The 19,065-nt window shown below is 73.0% G+C and carries 16 protein-coding genes and 1 pseudogene; 12 read left to right on the forward strand and 5 right to left on the reverse strand.

The features are described from left to right. The first annotated feature begins 37 nt into the window (after positions 1-37). The 3 genes from ACFVXJ_RS07760 to ACFVXJ_RS07770 all read left to right on the forward strand — a co-directional run bounded on the left by ACFVXJ_RS07760 (position 38) and on the right by ACFVXJ_RS07770 (position 3,635). Complete coding sequence (locus tag ACFVXJ_RS07760; protein WP_389660271.1) at positions 38-1,258, forward strand: MFS transporter; 1,221 nt, start codon at positions 38-40, stop codon at positions 1,256-1,258. A gap of 75 nt (positions 1,259-1,333) precedes the next feature. Next, complete coding sequence (locus ACFVXJ_RS07765) at positions 1,334-2,743, forward strand: uracil-xanthine permease family protein (protein WP_389660274.1); 1,410 nt, start codon at positions 1,334-1,336, stop codon at positions 2,741-2,743. Between the two features lie 217 nt (positions 2,744-2,960). After that, the gene (locus tag ACFVXJ_RS07770) at positions 2,961-3,635 is read left to right on the forward strand and encodes a DUF5995 family protein (protein WP_389660277.1); all 675 of its coding nucleotides are present in this window, start codon (positions 2,961-2,963) and stop codon (positions 3,633-3,635) included. A 108-nt stretch (positions 3,636-3,743) separates the two neighbouring features. On the opposite strand, the gene ACFVXJ_RS07775 is transcribed toward ACFVXJ_RS07770, so the two are convergent. The 3 genes from ACFVXJ_RS07775 to ACFVXJ_RS07785 form a co-directional block, all read right to left on the reverse strand. Then, positions 3,744-5,438: a flavin monoamine oxidase family protein gene (locus tag ACFVXJ_RS07775; protein WP_389660280.1), complete on the reverse strand. Its 1,695-nt coding sequence runs from the start codon at positions 5,436-5,438 to the stop codon at positions 3,744-3,746. A gap of 59 nt (positions 5,439-5,497) precedes the next feature. Next, complete coding sequence (locus ACFVXJ_RS07780; RefSeq protein ID WP_389660283.1) at positions 5,498-6,298, reverse strand: carbon-nitrogen hydrolase family protein; 801 nt, start codon at positions 6,296-6,298, stop codon at positions 5,498-5,500. Positions 6,299-6,531: 233 nt separating this feature from the next. Further along, a complete protein-coding gene (locus ACFVXJ_RS07785; RefSeq protein WP_389660286.1) occupies positions 6,532-6,918 on the reverse strand; it encodes a hypothetical protein in 387 nt (128 codons plus the stop codon). Between the two features lie 468 nt (positions 6,919-7,386). Here ACFVXJ_RS07785 and ACFVXJ_RS07790 point away from each other — a divergent pair, with 468 nt between their 5' ends. From ACFVXJ_RS07790 to ACFVXJ_RS07800, 3 genes and pseudogenes are all read left to right on the forward strand, one after another. Continuing rightward, positions 7,387-8,172, forward strand: coding sequence for a GNAT family N-acetyltransferase (locus ACFVXJ_RS07790; RefSeq protein WP_389660289.1), 786 nt, complete (start codon positions 7,387-7,389; stop codon positions 8,170-8,172). A 187-nt stretch (positions 8,173-8,359) separates the two neighbouring features. Further along, positions 8,360-9,658, forward strand: a pseudogene (locus tag ACFVXJ_RS07795) (IS200/IS605 family accessory protein TnpB-related protein); the annotation flags it as partial. 31 nt (positions 9,659-9,689) lie between these two features. After that, a complete protein-coding gene (locus ACFVXJ_RS07800; protein WP_389660292.1) occupies positions 9,690-9,980 on the forward strand; it encodes a WhiB family transcriptional regulator in 291 nt (96 codons plus the stop codon). 19 nt (positions 9,981-9,999) lie between these two features. Here the strand turns inward: ACFVXJ_RS07800 and ACFVXJ_RS07805 are convergent, their stop codons facing one another. Together ACFVXJ_RS07805 and ACFVXJ_RS07810 are read right to left on the reverse strand one after the other, a co-directional pair. Further along, positions 10,000-10,455: an Lrp/AsnC family transcriptional regulator gene (locus ACFVXJ_RS07805; protein WP_030027017.1), complete on the reverse strand. Its 456-nt coding sequence runs from the start codon at positions 10,453-10,455 to the stop codon at positions 10,000-10,002. A gap of 10 nt (positions 10,456-10,465) precedes the next feature. Continuing rightward, complete coding sequence (locus ACFVXJ_RS07810; protein WP_389660297.1) at positions 10,466-11,920, reverse strand: amino acid transporter; 1,455 nt, start codon at positions 11,918-11,920, stop codon at positions 10,466-10,468. A gap of 368 nt (positions 11,921-12,288) precedes the next feature. On the opposite strand from ACFVXJ_RS07810, the gene ACFVXJ_RS07815 reads away from it, so the two are divergent. The 6 genes from ACFVXJ_RS07815 (at position 12,289) to ACFVXJ_RS07840 (ending at position 19,052) form a co-directional block, all read left to right on the forward strand. Then, entirely contained in the window at positions 12,289-13,305 is a 1,017-nt protein-coding gene (locus ACFVXJ_RS07815) for a GDSL-type esterase/lipase family protein (protein ID WP_389660300.1), read from the forward strand. Between the two features lie 117 nt (positions 13,306-13,422). Beyond that, on the forward strand, positions 13,423-14,367 hold the full coding sequence (locus ACFVXJ_RS07820; RefSeq protein WP_389660988.1) for an SCO0930 family lipoprotein: 945 nt from the start codon (positions 13,423-13,425) through the stop codon (positions 14,365-14,367). 122 nt (positions 14,368-14,489) lie between these two features. Beyond that, positions 14,490-15,326, forward strand: a complete 837-nt coding sequence (locus ACFVXJ_RS07825; RefSeq protein WP_389660303.1) for a LytR/AlgR family response regulator transcription factor — start codon at positions 14,490-14,492, stop codon at positions 15,324-15,326. 299 nt (positions 15,327-15,625) lie between these two features. Continuing rightward, complete coding sequence (locus tag ACFVXJ_RS07830) at positions 15,626-15,901, forward strand: hypothetical protein (protein WP_361315702.1); 276 nt, start codon at positions 15,626-15,628, stop codon at positions 15,899-15,901. A gap of 152 nt (positions 15,902-16,053) precedes the next feature. After that, positions 16,054-17,796 carry a cation acetate symporter gene (locus ACFVXJ_RS07835; protein WP_389660306.1) on the forward strand — a complete coding sequence of 581 codons (1,743 nt, stop codon included), beginning with the start codon at positions 16,054-16,056 and terminating at the stop codon, positions 17,794-17,796. Then, complete coding sequence (locus tag ACFVXJ_RS07840) at positions 17,793-19,052, forward strand: sensor histidine kinase (protein WP_389660309.1); 1,260 nt, start codon at positions 17,793-17,795, stop codon at positions 19,050-19,052. The genes ACFVXJ_RS07835 and ACFVXJ_RS07840 overlap by 4 nt, the downstream gene beginning before the upstream one ends. The last annotated feature ends 13 nt before the right edge of the window (positions 19,053-19,065 follow it).

Genomic DNA, 19,065 nt, shown 5'->3' on the forward strand with positions numbered 1-19,065 from the left:
CGGGCCGGCGGTGGGCGCGCTTCGGTAGGTTGTCGGCATGACGACCGGGGAAACGGACCTGACGCCCGTGCGCCTGCGCCGTGCCCGGTCCGCGATCGCCGCCGTGTTCTGCGCGCACGGGGCGGTCACCGGCTCGTTCGCCACCCGTATCCCCTGGATCCAGGAGCACGCCGGGCTCGGCGCGGGCTCGTTGGGTCTGGCCCTGGCCTTCCCCGCCCTCGGGGCCGCCCTGGCGATGCCGCTCGCCGGCCGGATCAACCACCGGTTCGGGGCCCGTACCGCGTTGCGCGGCCTGCTGGCCCTGTGGACCCTGTCCCTCGCCCTGCCGAGCCTCGCCCCCGACCTGGCCGCCCTCTGCTGCGCGCTGTTCGTCTACGGGGCCACCTCCGGCATGGCCGACGTGGCGATGAACGCGCTCGGCGTGGAGACCGAGGACCGGCTCGGCCGCTCGATCATGTCGTCGCTGCACGGCATGTGGAGCGTGGGGGCGCTGATCGGCTCGGCGGCCGGTACGGTCGCCGCCCACACCGGTACCGACGCCCGACCGCACCACCTGATCGCCGCGCTCCTCCTGACGACGGCGGGGCTGTTCGCCGTACGGGGCGTCCTGGACCCGCGCGGCGACGCGGAGGCCGAGGCGCCGCCGCACTTCACGCTGCCGCCGAAGTCGGCGCTGCTGATCGGCGTGGTGGGGTTCTGCGCGGTCTTCGCCGAGGGCGCGGGCCTGGACTGGTCGGCCGTCTACCTGCGGGACGTCCTGCACACCGACGCCGGCCTCGCGGCCGCCTCCACCACCGCGTTCGCCCTGACCATGGCGGTCGCGCGGCTCGTCGGGGACCGGGTGGTCGACCGCTTCGGCCCGGTGCGCACCGTGCGGGCGGGCGGCCTGCTGGCCACCGCCGGCGGGCTGTCGGTGGTCGTGGTCCGGCAGCCGGCCGGCGCCCTGGCGGGGTTCGCCCTGATCGGGCTCGGCATCGCGGTGGTCGTGCCGTTGGCCTTCGCGGCGGCGGCGCGCAGCGGGCCCGCACCGGCGCAGGCCATCGCGGGGGTGGCGACGATCACGTACACCTCGGGGCTGATCGCCCCCTCGGCGATCGGGGCGGTGGCGGACGCGACCTCGCTGGTGGTGTCGTTCGGCCTGGTCACCCTGCTGGCGTTCGCCCTGGTCGCGGGGGCGGCGGTGTTGCGGCGCCGGCCGGCGGGCGGGGAAGGCGGCGGCCCGGCCAATCGGGACGAACCGGCCGCTATCCGGCCGTAGGATGTCCGCTGGCCCGCGCGTTTGACCGCGTGCAGCCAATATCGACCATCGGGCGGCGGAACGGAAGTGGTGGACATGGGCTTCGGCGTGGGCTGGACCCTGCACGGGGACGGGCGGACGCCCGCCCCCGGCGCGGTGGTCCGGCCGGACGAGCGGCTGTCGTGGCCGCGTACCGTCGGGCTCGGCGCCCAGCACGTGGTGGCGATGTTCGGCGCGAGTTTCGTCGCGCCGGTCCTGATGGGCCTGAACCCGAACCTCGCCATCATGATGTCGGGGGTCGCGACCGTCCTCTTCCTGCTGGCGACGCGCGGCCGGGTGCCCTCGTACCTGGGCTGTTCCCTCTCGTTCGTGGGCGTCGCCGCGACGATCCGGGCGGCCGGCGGGGACAGCGCGGTCGTTACGGGCGCCGTGTTCGTGGTCGGCGTGGCGCTGTTCCTCGCGGGTCTGGCCGTCCAGCGGTTCGGGGCACGGGTCATCCACGCGGTGATGCCGCCGGTGGTCACCGGCGCCGTGGTGATGCTGATCGGCTTCAACCTGGCTCCGGTGACGGCGTCGACGTACTGGCCGCAGGACCAGTGGACGGCGTTGCTGGTGATGGTCTTCACCGGACTGGCCGTGGTGTGCCTACCCGGGTTCTGGTCCCGGATCGCGATCTTCCTCGGTCTGGTCTTCGGGTACGCGGTCTCCTGGCTCTTCGACCTCGTCTTCGGCAAGATCCACTCGACGGTGGGCGGCGGCCCCGCGGTCGACCACTGGCGGCTCGACCTCTCCGCGGTCTCCAAGGCGGACTGGATCGGGCTGCCTTCCTTCCACGCGCCGGCCTTCGAGTGGTCGGCGATCCTCGTCGCGCTGCCGGTCGTCATCGCGCTGATCGCGGAGAACGCCGGGCACATCAAGGCCGTCGGGGAGATGACCGGCGACCCGCTCGACGACAAGCTCGGCACCGCCATCGCGGCCGACGGCGCGGCCTCCATGCTGTCCACCGCGCTCGGCGGGCCGCCGAACACCACGTACTCCGAGAACATCGGCGTCATGGCGGCCACCCGCGTCTACTCGACGGCCGCGTACTGGGCGGCGGCGGGCTTCGCCCTGCTGTTCGGCCTGTGCCCGAAGTTCGGGGCGGTCGTCGCCGCCATCCCCGGCGGGGTGCTCGGCGGCATCACCGTGATCCTGTACGGGATGATCGGCCTGCTCGGCGCCCAGATCTGGCTCAACGCCGGGGTGGACCTGCGCAATCCGCTGAACCTGGTACCGGCCGCGGCGGGCATCATCATCGGCATCGGAGGCGTCAAGCTGCACATCACCGACACGTTCGAGCTGGGCGGCATCGCGCTCGGCACGATCGTGGTGGTCGGCGGCTACCACGCGCTGCGGTACTTCGCGCCCGCGCACCTCAAGGGCCCGGGGCCGCTGCTCGACGCGGGCACCTCCGCGTACGACGACCAGGACGACAGGGGGCCGGGCGCCCAGGACACGCGGTCTTGAGCGCCGTTCGCCCAATCCGGCGAAGGTTGAGGCCGAGTTGCCCAGACCTGCACTGCAGTCTGCGACGCTGCCTCCGTGACTCCTCCACCCCGCGAACGGGGTGGCTTCTCACTTGGCTACATCGAGCCTCGTGACGGCCAAGCCCTGACCGCTGCTCAAGAGCAGGCGCTCAGCGTACTGCGCCGCGGCAGGCCCCGGAGACGACTCAGGGAGAACAGTGGAAGCGGTGCTCGCGCGGATGCGCGCCCTGGACGAGCGGCTGCCCGCGCACGACGGCGTCGCCGTCTTCAACCGGGTCTACCTGACGGTGACGGAGACGCTCCAGCGGCGCGTCCGGAAGGGTGACTTCCCCGCGCCGCGCCGGGCCCAGACCCTGACGGTCCGCTTCGCCGAGCGCTACCTGGCGGCGGTGGAAGCGGACCGGGCCCCGGCCTGCTGGCGGCCCCTGATCCAGTACCGCCGCCACCCCGGCGTCCGTCCGCTCCAGCACGCGCTGGCCGGGATCAACGCGCACATCGGGCACGACCTGGCGCTGGCGGTGGTCGCCACCTGCCACCGGCTGCACTGCGAACCGGCGGCGCTGGAAGGGGACTTCGACCGGGTCGGGGACGTGCTGGTCTCCTTGGAGGAGCGCATCCGCGAGGACCTGATGCCGGGTCCCGACCTGCTGGAGGTCGCCGATCCGCTGACGCACCTGCTCGGCTCCTGGAGCCTGGAGCGGGCCCGCTCGGGCGCCTGGGCGGCGGCCCGGCTGCTGTGGACGCTGCGCCGCACCCCGGACATCGCCGAGGAGTTCCGCGAATCCCTCGACGCGAGTGTCGGCCTGGTCAGCCGCTGCCTGCTGACCCCGACGCCCTTGGCTCCCCGTGTGGCCCGGGCCTTCGCGTCCTGACCGGGTATCCGGACGGGCCGGGCATGAGAACGGGCCGGGTATGGGAACGGGCCGCCGCCGCGCTGGGGGGAAGCGCGGGGGCGGCCCGGGATCAGGGTCCGGGGAGGGTCAGTCCTCGGGGAGTTCGACCGGGGCGATCTCGTCGTAGACGTCGCCCGGGCCGGGGTTGGTGGCGTCGGTGGAGCCGCCCAGGTGGTGCATCACGCCCCAGACCGCGTTGAGGGCCGTCTGGACCGCGCCCTCCGCCCACCCCGCCGTCCAGGAGATGTCGTCGCCCGCGAGGAAGATGCCGCGCTTGTCCTCGGGGAGGCGGTCCTGCATGAAGTGGGTGAACAGGCGGCGCTGGTAGCGGTAGTGGCCCGGCAGGTTCGCCTTGAACGCGCCCATGAAGTAGGGCTCGTTCTCCCAGGACACCGTCACCGGGTTGCCGATGATGTGGCGGCGGATGTCGACCTTCGGGTAGATCTCGCCGAGGGACTTCAGCATGACCTCCATCCGCTCGTTCGCGGACAGCGGCAGCCACTTCAGGCTGTCGTCGCACCAGGTGTACGACAGGCAGATGACGGCCGGCCGGTCGGGGCCGTTGTCCAGCAGGTAGGTACCGCGGGTCATCCGGTCCGTCAGCGTCATCGACATGACGTCGCGGCCCGTCTCTTCGTCCTTGTCCAGCCAGAACGGCCGGTCCACGGGGATGAAGAGCTTGCTGGACTCCATGTAGTGGGTCCGCTCGATCGCCGTCCAGTGGTCGATCGGGAAGAGCGTGTCGTCGCACGCGATCTTCGACAGCAGCATCCACGACTGGGCCGTGAAGATCGCCGCCCGGTAGGTGCGGATGTCTCCGGAGGCGTCCGTGACGGTGATGCGGTTGCCGGCCGTGCGGTGCAGGCGGGTCACGGCAGGGCGCGGGGCGCCGTCGTGCAGGGAGGAGAGCGAGGTGCCCTGGGCCCAGTGGATGATCTTCTCGGGCTCGCGCTCCCACATCCGCAGCGGCAGCTGCTGCGAGCCGCCGACGATGCCGCGGTGGTGGTCGTCCGCCTCGGTGTAGACGACGCGCAGGATCTCCAGGATGGAGTTCGGGAAGTCGGTGTCCCAGCCGCCGGTACCGAAACCGACCTGGCCGAAGATCTCACGCTTGCGGAAGGACTGGAAGGCCTGCGACTCGCACAGGAAGCCGTAGAAGGTCTGGTTGTCGAGCTTCTCTACGAGCTTCGCCCAGATCTCGCGGATGCGCGGGACGTCCCGCTCGCGCATCGCGGTGTTCATGTCGGAGAAGTCCGCGCCCTCCTCCAGGCAGGCGTTCCACGCGGCGGCGACGTCGCGGTAGACCTGCGGGAGGTCGGCGATGGTCTCGGCGTAGTGGGTCTCGCCCTTGAGGTCGACGACCGTCGAGGGGGTGGCCTCGGCGAGCGGGTTCGGGAAGGGCTCCGTGACCAGGCCGACGAGGTCGATGTAGTGCTGGAGGGCGGTGGAGGACGGCGGGAAGCGCATCGCGCCCATCTCGGCCGTCAGGCCGTCCGTGCCCGGGCCGTCGAACCCGACGGTCCGCAGCCGGCCGCCGATCTGGTCGGCCTCGTACACGACGGGCTTGAGGCCCATCTTCATCAGCTCGTAGGCGGAGATGATGCCGGACAGCCCGCCGCCGATGATCGCGACCTCGGTACCGTGCTCGGTCGCCGGTATCTGGCCCAGCCCCGCCGGGTGGGCGAGGAAGTCGTCGTACGCGTACGGGAAGTCCGGACCGAACATGGTGATCGGGGGCTGTCCGTCGCTGTGCGGGACGGCGGTGGGCACCGTGGACGTCATGGGGTACGGCTCCTTGCGAACGGACTGTGGCAGGTGGGGGGGATCAGGCGGGGGCGGGCTCAGACGAGGGAGGCGTAGAGCCCGGGGCGGCGGTCGCGCAGGTACGGGTTGGTCTCGCGCGAGACCCGCAGCAGCTCGGGGTCCACGTCACCGAGGACCAGCTCCTCGCCGCGGCCGGCCCGCGTGCGGGTGACCCCGTCGGGACTGGCGAGGCAGCTGAGGCCGACGAACTCGAACTCGCCCTCGGGGCCGGTGCGGTTGACGTACGCGACGTACATCTGGTTCTCGAAGGCCCGTACGGGGACCAGCTGTTCGGCGACGAACTGGAACGGGTGCATCTGCGCGGTCGGGACCAGGAGGAGGTCGGTCCCGGCGAGCGCGTGGGCCCGGACGTTCTCGGGGAACTCCACGTCGTAGCAGATCATGACGCCGACGCGGAGGCCGTTCAGGTCCGCCTGGACGACGGGGGTGTCGCCGGGGGTGAAGGCGTCCTGTTCGAAGCAGCCGAAGAGATGGGTCTTGCGGTAGTTCGCGAGCGCGCTCCCGTCGGGGCCGATGAGCTGCGCGGAGTTGTAGACCGCCGCGCCCGCCCGCTCCGGGTAGCCGTAGAGGACGGCGACACCGTGGCGGCGGGCGATCTCGCCGATGGCGACGGCGGACGGGCCGTCGGCCGGTTCGGCGAGCCCGGGGATGTCCTGGAGGTCCAGCGCGTAGCCGGTCAGGAACATCTCCGAGGTCACGAGGAGCCCGGCCCCGCCCTGTGCGGCGCGCGCCGCGGCCTCGTCGAGCCTCTTGAGGTTCTCGGCGGGGTGGCCGAGGACTCCGGAGCTCTGGAGGAGAGCGGTGCGCAGCGGGGGCATGGGCGTACCTCTGTGACGGGTGGGAAGGGTGTCCCTAGACGGTACGTTCGCCCGTCAGACCACGACAAGAGGTGTCCGTTGCGCTCGGAGCATCGATTCGTTGCGTGTTTCGGGGCCGCTACGGACATTCGTTGCGTCGGCCGCCGCGTGGGCCCCTCATCGCGGAGGCGGGGGCGCGGGAACGGCGTACGTACGAGGGTACGCGCGGGCCCGCGCCGGTCCGTGCGCCGGGGTCAGCGGACGCCTTCGCCGGGCGGCGCGAGGTCGGGGCGGCCCGCGAGGCGGGCGAGGCCTTCGAGGATGTCGGGGGTGTGGTTGCTGACGACGCGGCCGCTCCAGGTGTCGCACAGGGCGGGCACGGTCAGGGTCCCGTCGTAGTGGTGTCCGGTGGCCTCGTAGGCGCGGCGCAGCGCCGCGTGGGTGGCGGGCGGGCCGAGGACGGTGGTGCCGACGGAGTCGGCGAGGCCGAGCAGGGAGAGGGCGGTGGTCAGGCTGTGGGAGCGGGGACAGCCGGCGGAGAGGTAGAGGTGGTAACGGTGCGGCTCGGGCGAGAAGCCCGCGCCGATGCGGCCGCGCAGGGTCGGGGCGGGGCCGGTGCGGGGCAGGACCATCTGGAGCATGGCTCTCCTGGGTGGGTGCGGTGGAGTGACACGGGGACACAGGGGCGCAGGGCACACGGGCACACGGGCACGGCAAGGGGCGCACGGACAAGGCGACCGGGCGTGCGGGTGCGCCACGATGGCGGGGCGGGGGCGTCGCCGGCTGCCCGCCGGGGCGCGGTGCGCCCACGGGACCGGTTCGCGCCGGGCGGCGCCGGGGACGACGGGTCAGGCGCGCTGCGCGCCGCAGACCCGCAGGAGGTCGATGTAGAGGCGCCGGGTCAGCCGGCAGCGGCGGAGGGGCTGGGCCTCCGTGCCGGGTGTCCGGGGCATGTCCACCGATCCCATCCTGTCCTCGGGCATAAAGCGCCCGGTGCGGGCGCTGACGATGCTGACCGTCCCCCGCAGTGTCGTGGCGTCCCGCAGGGCCGTCAAGAAGGGGGACGCGCCGCGATGCCTCCGCCTCCGACCCGAAGGACCCCGCCGTCCATGGCCCCCGACTCGGACACCCTCACCGCCACCGCCGCCCACCCCCTCGACAATCCGGTCTGGGCCGCCCTCACCGGAACGCACCGGGACTTCGCGGAAGTCGCCGGCCGCGCGGCCCGCTACCTGCGCGACGCCGGCCCCTTCGCGGCCCTCGCCGATCCGGCGGACCCCCGGGCCTGGGCGGACCTGGCGGCGCTCGTCGGTCCCGGCCGGGAGGTCTGGCTCACCGGCCTGCCCACCCCTCCCGAGGGGTGGGAGACGGTGCGGTCCATACCGGGCGTGCAGTTGGACGGCAGCGCGGTGCGGGCCGAGGCCGACCCCGAGGCGGTCCGGCTCGGAGCGGCCGACGTGCCCGAGATGCTGGAGTTGGTGCGCCTGACCGAGCCGGGCCCGTTCGCCCCGCGCACCGTGGAGCTGGGCACGTACCTCGGGATCCGGCGCGGGGGCCGACTGGTCGCGATGGCCGGTGAGCGGATGCGGCCGCCCGGTTGGTCGGAGATCAGCGCGGTGTGCACGCGTCCCGACCACCGGGGCGAGGGCCTGGCCGGGCGGCTGGTCCGCGCGGTCGTCGCCGCCGTGCGCGAGCGGGGGGACGTCCCCTTCCTGCACGCCGCCGCCGCGAACACCGGCGCGATCCGGCTGTACCGGTCGATGGGCTTCACCCTGCGCCGCGAGCCGGTGTTCATCGGGCTGCGCACTCCCGCCGCCGAGCCGGACGCGACCCCGGGGGCGGCGCCAGACCTGGCCTCTGACGTGGAAAGGAAGCCGAAACACGGCGTTCATTGAGTGCGGCCGACCGCTCCCGTAGCGTCGTCGCCGGGTTGAGTGATGAACAGGGGGGTGACGGCGGACACGCAGTGGTCGGGCGCCCGCCCCACCCCCCGCTCAAGACCCGGAGGGGCCGGCGCGAAAGCGGGCCCGGGGCAGGGGCCGGCAGGCAGCAGGGGGCAGGGGGCAGGGGGGATTCCCGTAGGAGGAGGGTGCGAAGCGGGCGCCGGGCGGCTACCGCACGAAGCAGGAGTGGTTCCGAAAGACCCGGCGCCTGCATGTGCTGGAAGACCGGCTGGAACGCGAGCGGTCCGACCGTGAGGCCGGTGTCGTGCACGTGGTGCGGGGCGGGAAGCGACTGGCTCGACACCGGCACAATCTGGAAGCTGCCCAGCTCACCGAGTACGAGTGGCGCAGGCGCTGGGATGCCGAACGCTGGTTCCTCCGGGCAGACGGGGAGTCGGGGAAGCGTTTTGGGAACGAAACCATCCGCGTCGGCTCCGACGGCGAGATGGGCATCAAGCTCCCGGCTCCGCTGGCTCATCTGGCCAACGCCCCGCGCGGCCGGTACGTGCTCGACGGCCGGGTCGACTTCCGGCACCGCGGCGAAGAGTGGGCCGACCGCGTATCGGCGAACCGTGCTGTCGCCTACCGCATCCACCTGGACGTGGACCGGGGCCGCTGGTACCTCACCGCGTCGTGGAAGATTCCTCCGGTCCAGACCGTTCCCCTGGCCGTAGCCAGGGCGAACGGGCTGATCGGTGTGGACACCAACGCCGACCACTTCGCCGCGTGGCGTCTGGATGAGCACGGCAACCCGATGCGTGAGCCCCGCCGATTCTTCTACGACCTCGACGGGCCGGCCACCTACCGGGACGCCCAGGTGAGGCACGCCCTCACTCGCCTCCTTCACTGGGCAGGAAGCGAAGACGTCTCCATCGCGATCGAGGACCTGGACTTCGGCGCGGAGAAGACGCGGGAGAAGCACGGCCGCAGGAAGCGGTTCCGCAAGCTGATCTCCGGCATTTGCCCGTCGCCGAACTTCGGGCACGGCTCGTGTCCATGGCCGCCGCACTCGGCATCAGCATCGTTGTCGTCGATCCCGCCTACACCTCCCGCTGGGGCGCCGAGCACTGGCAGAAGCCCCTCAACAGCAAGAACTGCAAGACCACCCGCCACGACGCCGCCGGCGTCGCGATCGGACGACGCGCTCTCGGGCACCGCGTCCGGCGACGGACGGCACCGCCCCCACACGACCAGAGCGATCGTGTAGGGCATCGGACCGCCCAGGCCGGACACGGCACCCGCGGGTGTGAGGAAACCCGCCCCCCTATCCCCGGACCACGGACACGATCCGTGTCGCCGGACGCGGCGCGAACGCAGGTGACCAGTGCATCCACAACCGTTCGGGATGCGCCAGTTGACCACGCTTGGGTCCAAGACTCTTTTCCTGCTCACTGATCAGGAACGGTTTCAGTGCGCGGGGACGGGTCACACGGGCTGATACCGACGACTTCCCACGGAAAGGAACCGCCATGTCCGACGTCTCCCGCCTGCCGGGTTCCGTCCACCACCACTGGCAGTGGCAGGCCCGTGCCGCCTGTCGGGACCTGGGTTCCGGCCGGTTCTTCCACCCCGCCGGGGAGCGGGGGGAGGACCGCGAGGTCCGGGACGAGGCGGCGAAGCGCGTCTGCGCCGGATGCCCGGTGCGCGCGGCCTGCCTGGAACACGCGCTGACGACCCGCGAGCCGTTCGGGGTGTGGGGCGGCCTCACGGAAGAGGAGCGCCGCGCCCTGCTGGACGACCGCACCCCGGCCCGCGTCTGAGCGGACCGTCCGAGCGGACTCAGGCGGGGGCGCCGGAGGTGAAGCGGCGCAGCAGCGGGGACAGGACCAGGACCGACTTGGTGCGCTCCACGAAGGGCTCGCCCGCGATGCGCTCCAGCACCCGCTCGAAGTGGCGCATGTCGGAGGCGAAGATCTGGACGAGGGCGTCCGCGTCGCCGGTGACGGTCGACGCGGACACCACCTCGGGGTACCGCTCCAGACCTCGCCGGATGTCGTCCGGCGAGGTGTTGTGGCGACAGTAGATCTCGATGAAGCCCTCGGTCTCCCAGCCCATGGCGGCCGGGTCCACACGGACGGTGAAGCCGGTGATGGCCCCTTCCGCGCGCAACCGGTCCACGCGCCGCTTCACGGCGGGGGCGGAGAGGCCGACCTCGGAGCCGATGTCCGCGTAGGAGCGGCGGGCGTCCTCGGCGAGGGCGTGCACGATGCGTTCGTCGAGATCGTTCAGTCGCACTGCGGGTGGATCACTTCTCTGCCGTGGCCAGTCGGGAGCGGCGGATGCCGTACAGGAAGTAGACCACGAGGCCGACGGCCATCCAGACACCGAACGCGACCCACGTGGCGCCCGGCAGGCTGTACATCATGTAGGCGCAGGCGATGAAGCCGAGGATCGGCGTCACCGGGTACAGCGCCACCTTGAAGGTGCGCGGCATGTCGGGCTTGGTGCGGCGCAGGATCATGACGGCGACGTTCACCAGGGCGAAGGCGAAGAGCGTGCCGATGCTGGTGGCGTTCGCCAGCTCACCCAGGGGGATGAAGGCGGCGAGCGCGCCGCAGAAGAGCGAGACGATCACGACGTTGGCGCGGGGCGCGCCGGTCTTGGCGTCGACCTTGGCGAAGACCTTGGGGACGAGGCCGTCGCGGGACATCGCGAAGAGGATGCGGGTCTGGCCGTAGAGCACGGCGAAGACGACGGAGGCGATGGCGACGACCGCGCCGGCCGCGAGGACGACGCCCCAGACGCTGGTGCCGGTGACGTCGGTCATGATCTGGGCGAGCGCGGCCTCGGTGTGCTCGAAGTCCTTCCACGGCATGGCGCCGACGGCGACGAAGGCCACGAGGACGTAGAGGACCGTGACGATGCCCAGCGACAGCATGATCGCGCGCGGCAGGTCCTTCTTCGGGTTCTTGGCTTCCTCACCGGCGGTGGAGGCGGCGTCGAAGCCGATGTAGGAGAAGAAGAGCGTGGAGGCGGCAGCGCTGATGCCGGTGACGCCGAGCGGGGCCAGCGGGGTGTAGTTGCCGGACTTGATGCCCATGACGCCGATGCCGATGAACAGGACGAGCGTCACGATCTTCACGCCGACCATGATCGAGTTGATGGTGGCGCTCTCCTTGGCGCCGCGCATCAGGAAGACCATCGCGAGCAGCACCACGACGAGCGCGGGCAGGTTGATCCAGCCGCCCTCGCCCATCGGGGCGGCGATCTTCTCGGGGAGGGTGACGCCTATGGTCCCGTCGAGCAGTTCGTTGAGGTACTGGCCCCAGCCGACGGCGACGGCCGCGACGGACACCGCGTACTCCAGGACCAGGCACCAGCCGCAGACCCAGGCGACGAACTCGCCCATGGTGGCGTAGGAGTACGAGTACGAGGACCCCGAGACGGGGACGGAGCCGGCGAGCTCGGCGTAGGACAGGGCCGAGAACAGCGCGGTCAGGCCCGCGAGGATGAAGGAGATCGTCACGGCCGGGCCCGCCTTGGGGGCGGCCTCACCGAGGACGACGAAGATGCCGGTGCCCAGGGTGGCGCCGATGCTGATCATGGTCAGCTGCCACATGGTGAGCGAGCGGCGCAGGGAGCCGCCCTCACCCTGGCCGCCCTCGGCGACCAACTGCTCGACCGGCTTGCGGCGCAGCAAAGGATGGGCAGGCTTGCGGGGCTCGGACGTGAGCGGTGGCGCCTGGCCGGTTTCGAGCACGAAAGGACTCCTTTGACACTGCGGATGGGGACTTTCAGGCGTCGACCGCAGCGATCCGGAGCAGAACAGGCGAGCGGGAAGCCTGCCTGGGCATGGGGGACCGCCGAGCAGGCGGTCCGCGCCACTCCACGTACAGCGAGTGAGCCTACGAGCTGAGTGATACCGCCCGTAATGCACCATCCTTGCACATTGACGCACGATCGTTGCGCGGATCTGTCCCGGATGGTCCTTTGTTGCGCGCGGATGATCGATCACTGCGCAGACCACCCCACGGACGCTTTTGGAGGGGTTCGACCGCGCGGGCGGTGAACCCCTCTCGGCGGGGTACGAATCGAAGCGTTCCCCCACCCGACGACCGGAGGCGATGCGTGAGAGCGGTGAGCGGCGCGGACGACGCGTGGCAGGACCCGGGCCCCTTCCTGCGCGGGGTCGCCTGGCTGGACGAGGGCCGGCCGGTGCGCGCCGACCCGGCGGACACCATGCGGCTGCCCTGGGACACCGGTGAACGCGCGACGCTGCCCATCGGGGTGCGGTTGGAGTTCACCGCCGACCGGGCCCACGCCCTGGAGATCCGCTACCGGGCGACCGTGCCCGGGCCCACCGACGCGCTGCGCGACGTCGCGCACGGCTTCGCCCTCTGGGACCGCCACGGGGCCCTGCGCGAGGTGTGGACCGAGCCCGCCCCCGAGGCCGTCGTCCGGATCGGACTGCCCGGCGGCCCCGGGCCGTTCACCGTCCACCCGCCCGAGGCCCAGGCGCCGCTGATCCTCGCGGTGCGCGGGATCGGCGGCCCCCTCGCCCCCGCCCCGCCGACCCTCCGCTGGGTGGTGCACGGCGACTCCATCACCGAGGGCTGGTGGTCCACCCGCCCCGCCCACGGCTGGGCCGCGGTCGCCGGGCGGGAACTCGGCTGGGACACCGTCAACCTGGGGTACGCGGGCGCCGCGCGCGGCGAACTCGCCACCGCCGAACAGCTCGCCAAGCTCCCCGCCGACGTCCTGACGCTCGCCTTCGGCACCAACTGCTGGTCCCGGGTGCCCTTCTCCGCCCCGATGCTCTACGAGACCACGCGCGCGTTCCTCGACCTCGTCCGGCAGGGCCACCCGCGCACCCCCCTGCTGCTCCTGTCCCCCCTGCTGCGCCCCGACGCCGAGCGCACCCCGAACCGGCTCGGCGCCACCCTGGGCACCCTGCGGGACGCCATGGAGCGCGCCGTCCACGACCGGATCGCGGCCGGGGACGGTCGGCTGGCCCTGTTGCCGGGCGGGGACCTGCTCGGGCCCGAGCACCTCGCGGACGGGCTGCACCCCAACGACGACGGGCACCGGGTCCTGGGCCTCGCTGTGGTCACGGCCCTGCGGCGGGCCGGGTTCGACGCGGGGTAGGTGAAAGAGCCCACACCGGCCGGGCTGAACAGAGCGCTCCCCCGACGACGTGTCCTGCACACATTGCCGACGCTCCGGCGACGGACTCGGCGGACACCACACGTGGGAGACATCACCATGGGCATCAAGCGCGGAACGTCCCTGGCCGCGATCGCGATCGTCGTCACCATGACGGCGACCGCGTGCGGCGGCGACGACAAGGCGGCCGACACCACCAAGCCGGCCGCGGCCGTCGCCTCCCAGGCTCCCGTCGCCGATCCCTACGGGGCCGACCCGGCGGCGGCCGGCGCGACCGGCGCGTCGGCCGCCAAGGGCGCCGGGCAGCTGGCGATCGCGGCCGACGGCCAGTTGGGTTCGGTACTCACCGACAGCGCCGGTTTCACCCTCTACCGCTTCGACAAGGACACCGCCAAGCCCGCCAAGTCGAACTGCGACGGCGACTGCGCGAAGAACTGGCCGGCGGTCGCGGCCGGTGACGCCACCGCCGCCGCGGGCATGGACGCGTCGCTGCTCGGCGAGGTGGTGCGGACCGACGGCAGCAAGCAGCTCACGGTCGCGGGTTGGCCGCTGTACCGGTTCGCCAAGGACACCAAGGCGGGCGACACCAACGGTCAGGGCGTGGGCGGCACGTGGTTCGCCGCGGCGCCGGACGGCAAGAAGGCCGCCAAGCCGGCCGCCGCGCCCGCCGGCGCCGGTCAGGCGACGGGCGCGCTGACCGTGGCGAAGGATCCCACGCTCGGTGAGCACATCGTCGACGGCAACGGGATGACGGTCTACCGCTTCAAGCCGGACACCGCCTGGCCGATGGTCTCCAAGTGCGAGGGCGACTGCGTGGCCAAGTGGCCGGTGGTGCCGCCGGTGGACAAGGCGAACGCCAAGGGCATCGTCGAGAAGAACTTCCTGGTGTTGGACCGGCCCGACGGCAAGAAGCAGCAGACGGTGAACTGCTGGCCCGTCTACACCTTCACCGGGGACAAGAAGGCCGGTGACACCAACGGCCAGGGCGTGGGCGGCACCTGGTACGCGGTCGCCCCCGACGGCAAGCTCATCACGGCCCCGTAGCGGGCCCGGCACGACCCACGGACCGCGCGGCCCCCGTCCTCCCCTCCCCCCGAGGGCCGGGGCCGCGCACCCGTCCTCCTCCACCGTTCCCCCACGGCGGAGCGGAACCTAGACTCGGCTCCATGCTGCGCGTACTCGCCGTCGACGACGAGAAGCCCCTCCTGGAGGAACTTCTCTACCTGCTGCGCTCCGACCCGCGCGTGCGCACCGCCGAGGGCGCCTCGGACGCCACCGAGGCCCTGCGTCGGGTCACGAGGGCGCTGGAGAGCGGCCCGGACGGGCCCGACGGCATCGACGTGGTCTTCCTCGACATCCACATGGCCGGGCTGACCGGACTGGACGTGGCCCGACTGCTGGCCGGTTTCGCGGCGCCCCCGCTGATCGTGTTCGTCACCGCGCACGAGGGGTTCGCCGTCCAAGCCTTCGACCTGAAGGCGGTGGACTACGTACTCAAGCCGGTCCGGCCGGAGCGGCTGGCGGAAGCCGTCCGCCGGGCCTGCGCCCAACTGGGCCGGGCGGCGGAACCCGCGGCCCCGGGGGACCCGATCGGGGCCCCGGCGTCGCCTCCCCCGGCCGTGCCCGCGCAGCGCAGGCCGACCCCCGAGGTCACCGTCGCCGACCGGTCCGCGGAGCAGATCGCCGTCGAACTGGGCGGCGTGACCCGTTTCGTGGCGATCGCCGACATCGCGTACGTCGAGGCCCAGGGCGACTACGCCCGACTGCACACCGACGACGGCAGCCACCTGGTGCGCATCCCGCTGTCCACGCTGGAGGAACGCTGGGCGGCGCGCGGCTTCGTACGGATCCACCGGCGGCATCTGGTGGCGCTCGGCCGGATCGACGAACTGCGCCTCGACGGGGGCACCACCAGCGTCCGCGTCGGGTCGGCTGAACTCCAGGTCAGCCGCCGGCACGCGCGGGAGCTGCGGGAGCTGCTGATGCGGCAGGCGACCGGCTGACCGACGGGCCCGGGCCGGGGGCGGTGCGGAACACGGCCCGCTCGGCGCCGGCCGATCCGGCGCTGTCCGGCCGGGAGTTCGGCCGCGCCACCGGGCCCCGGGCCGGCGGCGCGCGGTGCCGTCCGGCCCGCGGTGTACGGCATCCGCCGACCGTCCGGCGTGCGCGGGCGCCGTTCGTCGCGCCGGGACGGGCGTACGGCGATCCGGCGGCCCCGTCGGCCGCAGCGGTGGACGGAACCCGCTCCGGCCGCAGGGCCCTTGCGTATCGTGGATCTTCCGGTCCGGGAGGAGCCCCGCACATGCCCGACATCCAGGCGCTGTTGGACGCGCTCACCGGACTGCCCCGGACCCGGCCCGCCGGCCCCGCCGAGGCGGAGGCGCTGCTCGCCCGGCTGCGCAGCGTGGCGGCGCGCTGGGCCGATGTGCTGTACGACGCCCAGGAGGGCGCGCGGCAGCAGGTGCCACCGCGTGCGGAAGCGGCGCTGACGCTCGCCTTCCGGCGGGCGGAGGAGTCGTACGTGGAGCTGGAGATCGCCCTGCGGGACTGCGCGGAACACCGCGACCCGGCCGTCTGATCCCCCGCCGCCGGCGACCGCCTGCCGCCCCCGTCCGAACCCCCGCGGGGTGACCTGCGGTTCGGCCGGCGTTGTGCCGGATCGCGTCTGTCGCCCGGTCCTCGGCGCTGCGTACACTCCCAAGACCCCTCTCCCTGTCGAAGGACGCGCCGGTGAACCAGACGTACGCGCTGACCGCGGTCACCGTCGTCGTCCTGGCAACCGTGCTGGTCGGAGCGCTGGGTCTGCGCATATCCCGGACCACCTCCGACTTCTACGTGGCGTCGCGCACCGTCGGGCCCCGTCTCAACGCGGCGGCGATCGGCGGCGAGTACCTCTCGGCCGCCTCCTTCCTCGGGATCGCGGGGCTCGTGCTGCTCCAGGGGCCCGAGATGCTCTGGTACCCCGTGGGGTACACCGCGGGGTACCTGGTGCTGCTGGTCCTGGTGGCGGCCCCGTTGCGGCGCTCGGGGGCCTACACGCTGCCCGACTTCGCCGAGGCCCGGCTGGAGTCCCGGGCGGTACGGCGGATCGCGGTGCTGTTCGTGATCGGTGTCGGCTGGCTGTACCTGCTGCCCCAACTGCAGGGCGCGGGGCTGACCTTGGCCATCCTGACCGGGGCCCCGCACTGGGTCGGGGGCGTCGTCGTCGCCACGGTGGTCACGGCGGCCGTGGGGGCGGGCGGGATGCGCAGCATCACCTTCGTGCAGGCGTTCCAGTACTGGCTCAAGTTCACCGCCCTGCTGGTCCCGGCGTTCTTCCTGATCGGCGCCTGGGCCGGGGACGGGGCGCCGCGCGCCACCTTCGACGCCCCGGCGGTGTTCCGCGAGCACACCACCGTCACCCCGGCCGAGGACCTGCGGATATCGCTGGCGGCGCCGCTGACGCTGACGGTGACGGGGCAGGTGGACGGCCGCTCGTACGCGGCGCAGCCGGTGACCCTGGCCGCCGGGCAGCACACCGTGCGGGCCCACGCGGTGCTCCGGTTCCCCCGGGACGGCGCGGTGCCCGAGGCCGCGGCGCAGGCCGGCCCGGGGGGCGCCGGTCGGTCGGAACGGCTGGCGGGAACCGGGCGGCAACACCGGCTGTACGCCACGTACGGGCTGATCCTGGCCACCTTCCTCGGCACGATGGGTTTGCCGCACGTCGCCGTGCGCTTCTACACGAGCCCCGACGGGCGGACCGCCCGCCGCACGACGCTGGTGGTGCTCGGCCTCGTCGGGGTGTTCTACCTGCTGCCGCCGGTGTACGGGGCGCTCGGCCGGATCTACGCGCCCGAACTGGCCCTGACCGGGGACGCCGACGCCGCCGTGCTGGTGCTGCCGGCGCGGGTGCTGGGCGGACTGCTCGGGGAGCTGCTGGGGGCGCTGTTGGCCGGGGGCGCCTTCGCGGCGTTCCTGTCCACCGCTTCGGGGCTGACGATGGCGGTGGCGGGAGTGCTGCACCAGGACGTGCTGCCGGGGCGCCGGGTGCGGACGTTCCGGTTCGCCGTGGTGGTGGCGATGCTGGTGCCGCTCCTGGGGGCGGTGCTCTCGACGGACGTGCCGGTGGCGGACGCGGTGGGGCTGGCGTTCGCGGTGTCGGCGTCGTCCTTCTGCCCGCTGCTGGTGCTGGGCATCTGGTGGCGCGGGCTGACCCCGCCGGGCGCGGTGGCGGGGCTGGTCACCGGGGGCGGGGCCGCGCTCGGCGCGGTGGTGGCGACCCGGGCCGGGCTGGTGCCGGCGGGCTGGGCGCACACCCTGCTGGCGTGGCCGGCGGTGTGGTCGGTGCCCTTGGGGTTCCTGACGATGGTGGCGGTCTCGCTGGCCACCCGGTCCCGGGTCCCGGCCGGGACCGCGGCCACCCTGGCCCGGTTGCACCTGCCGGAGGCCGTCGCCGGGGGCCGGGCCGCGGGCGCCCGGTGGCCGGGGCGATGACGGGGGCGGCGGCAGAGGTGGTGACGGGGGCGGTGCTGCCGGCGGTGGCCGCGCTGGCGACGGTGGGGCTGCCGGCCTTGGGCTGGGCGGCGGGCCGGTGGCACGCCCGGCGCGGGGAACGCGTCGCGGGGATGGACCTGGGCACCCCCGTCGAGCGGGCCACCTTCCACACCCTGCACACCGCTTCGCTGGCCGCTCCCCCGCTGCGGGCCGGCCTGACCGAGGACGCGGCCCGCAAGGCCGCCCGGCGGCTGCGGTCGCTGCTGGGTACCGAGGCGCTGTGCCTGACCGACCGGGAGACGGTGTTGGCCTGGGACGGCCCGGGCGCCGACCACCACCAGCGGCGGGCGATGGCCCGGGTGGCGGGGATGCTGGAGTCGGGGCGGAGCCTGAGCCTGCGCACCGGCTGTCAGCGCCCCGACTGCCCGCTGAAGTGGGCGGTGTTCGCCCCGTTGACCGGTGAGGACGGGGTGCTGGGCGCGCTCGTCGCGTACGGTTCGCGGGAGTCGGCGGTGCTGGTGCGGGCCGCGACGGAGGTGGCGCGCTGGGTGTCGGTCCAGTTGGAGCTGTCGGAACTGGACCGGTCGCGGACCCGGCTGATGGAGGCGGAGATCAAGGCGCTGCGGGCGCAGATCTCCCCGCACTTCATCTTCAACTCCCTCGCCGCGATCGCCTCGTTCGTGCGCACCGACCCGGAGCGGGCACGTGACCTGCTGCTGGAGTTCGCCGACTTCACCCGGTACTCGTTTCGCCGGCACGGCGATTTCACCACCCTCGCCGAGGAGTTGCGCTCCATCGAGCAGTACCTGGCCCTGGCGGGCGCCCGGTTCGGGGACCGGTTGACGGTGACGTTGCAGGTGGCGCCGGAGGTGCTGCCGGTGGCACTGCCGTTCCTGTGTCTCCAGCCGCTGGTGGAGAACGCGGTCAAGCACGGGCTGGAGGACTCCACCGACCGGTGCCGGATCACCATCGCGGCCCGGGACGCGGGTGCGGAGGCGGTGCTCACCATCGAGGACAACGGCGTCGGGATGGATCCGGCCCTGCTGCGCCGCATCCTGGCCGGCGAGCGGACGGGATCCTCCTCGGGGGTGGGTTTGCCGAACGTCGACGAACGGATGCGGCAGGTCTACGGGGACGACTACGGGCTCGTCATCGAAACGGGGGTCGGCGCCGGGATGAAGGTCACGGTACGGATTCCCAAGTACCGGGCGGGCGTGCACACTTCGGGCCCGGGGGAACGGTCCGACCGGCCTTGAACGTGGCATCCTG

Origin of the sequence: Streptomyces sp. NPDC058279, assembly GCF_042881255.1 — a bacterium.
Classification (GTDB): domain Bacteria; phylum Actinomycetota; class Actinomycetes; order Streptomycetales; family Streptomycetaceae; genus Streptomyces.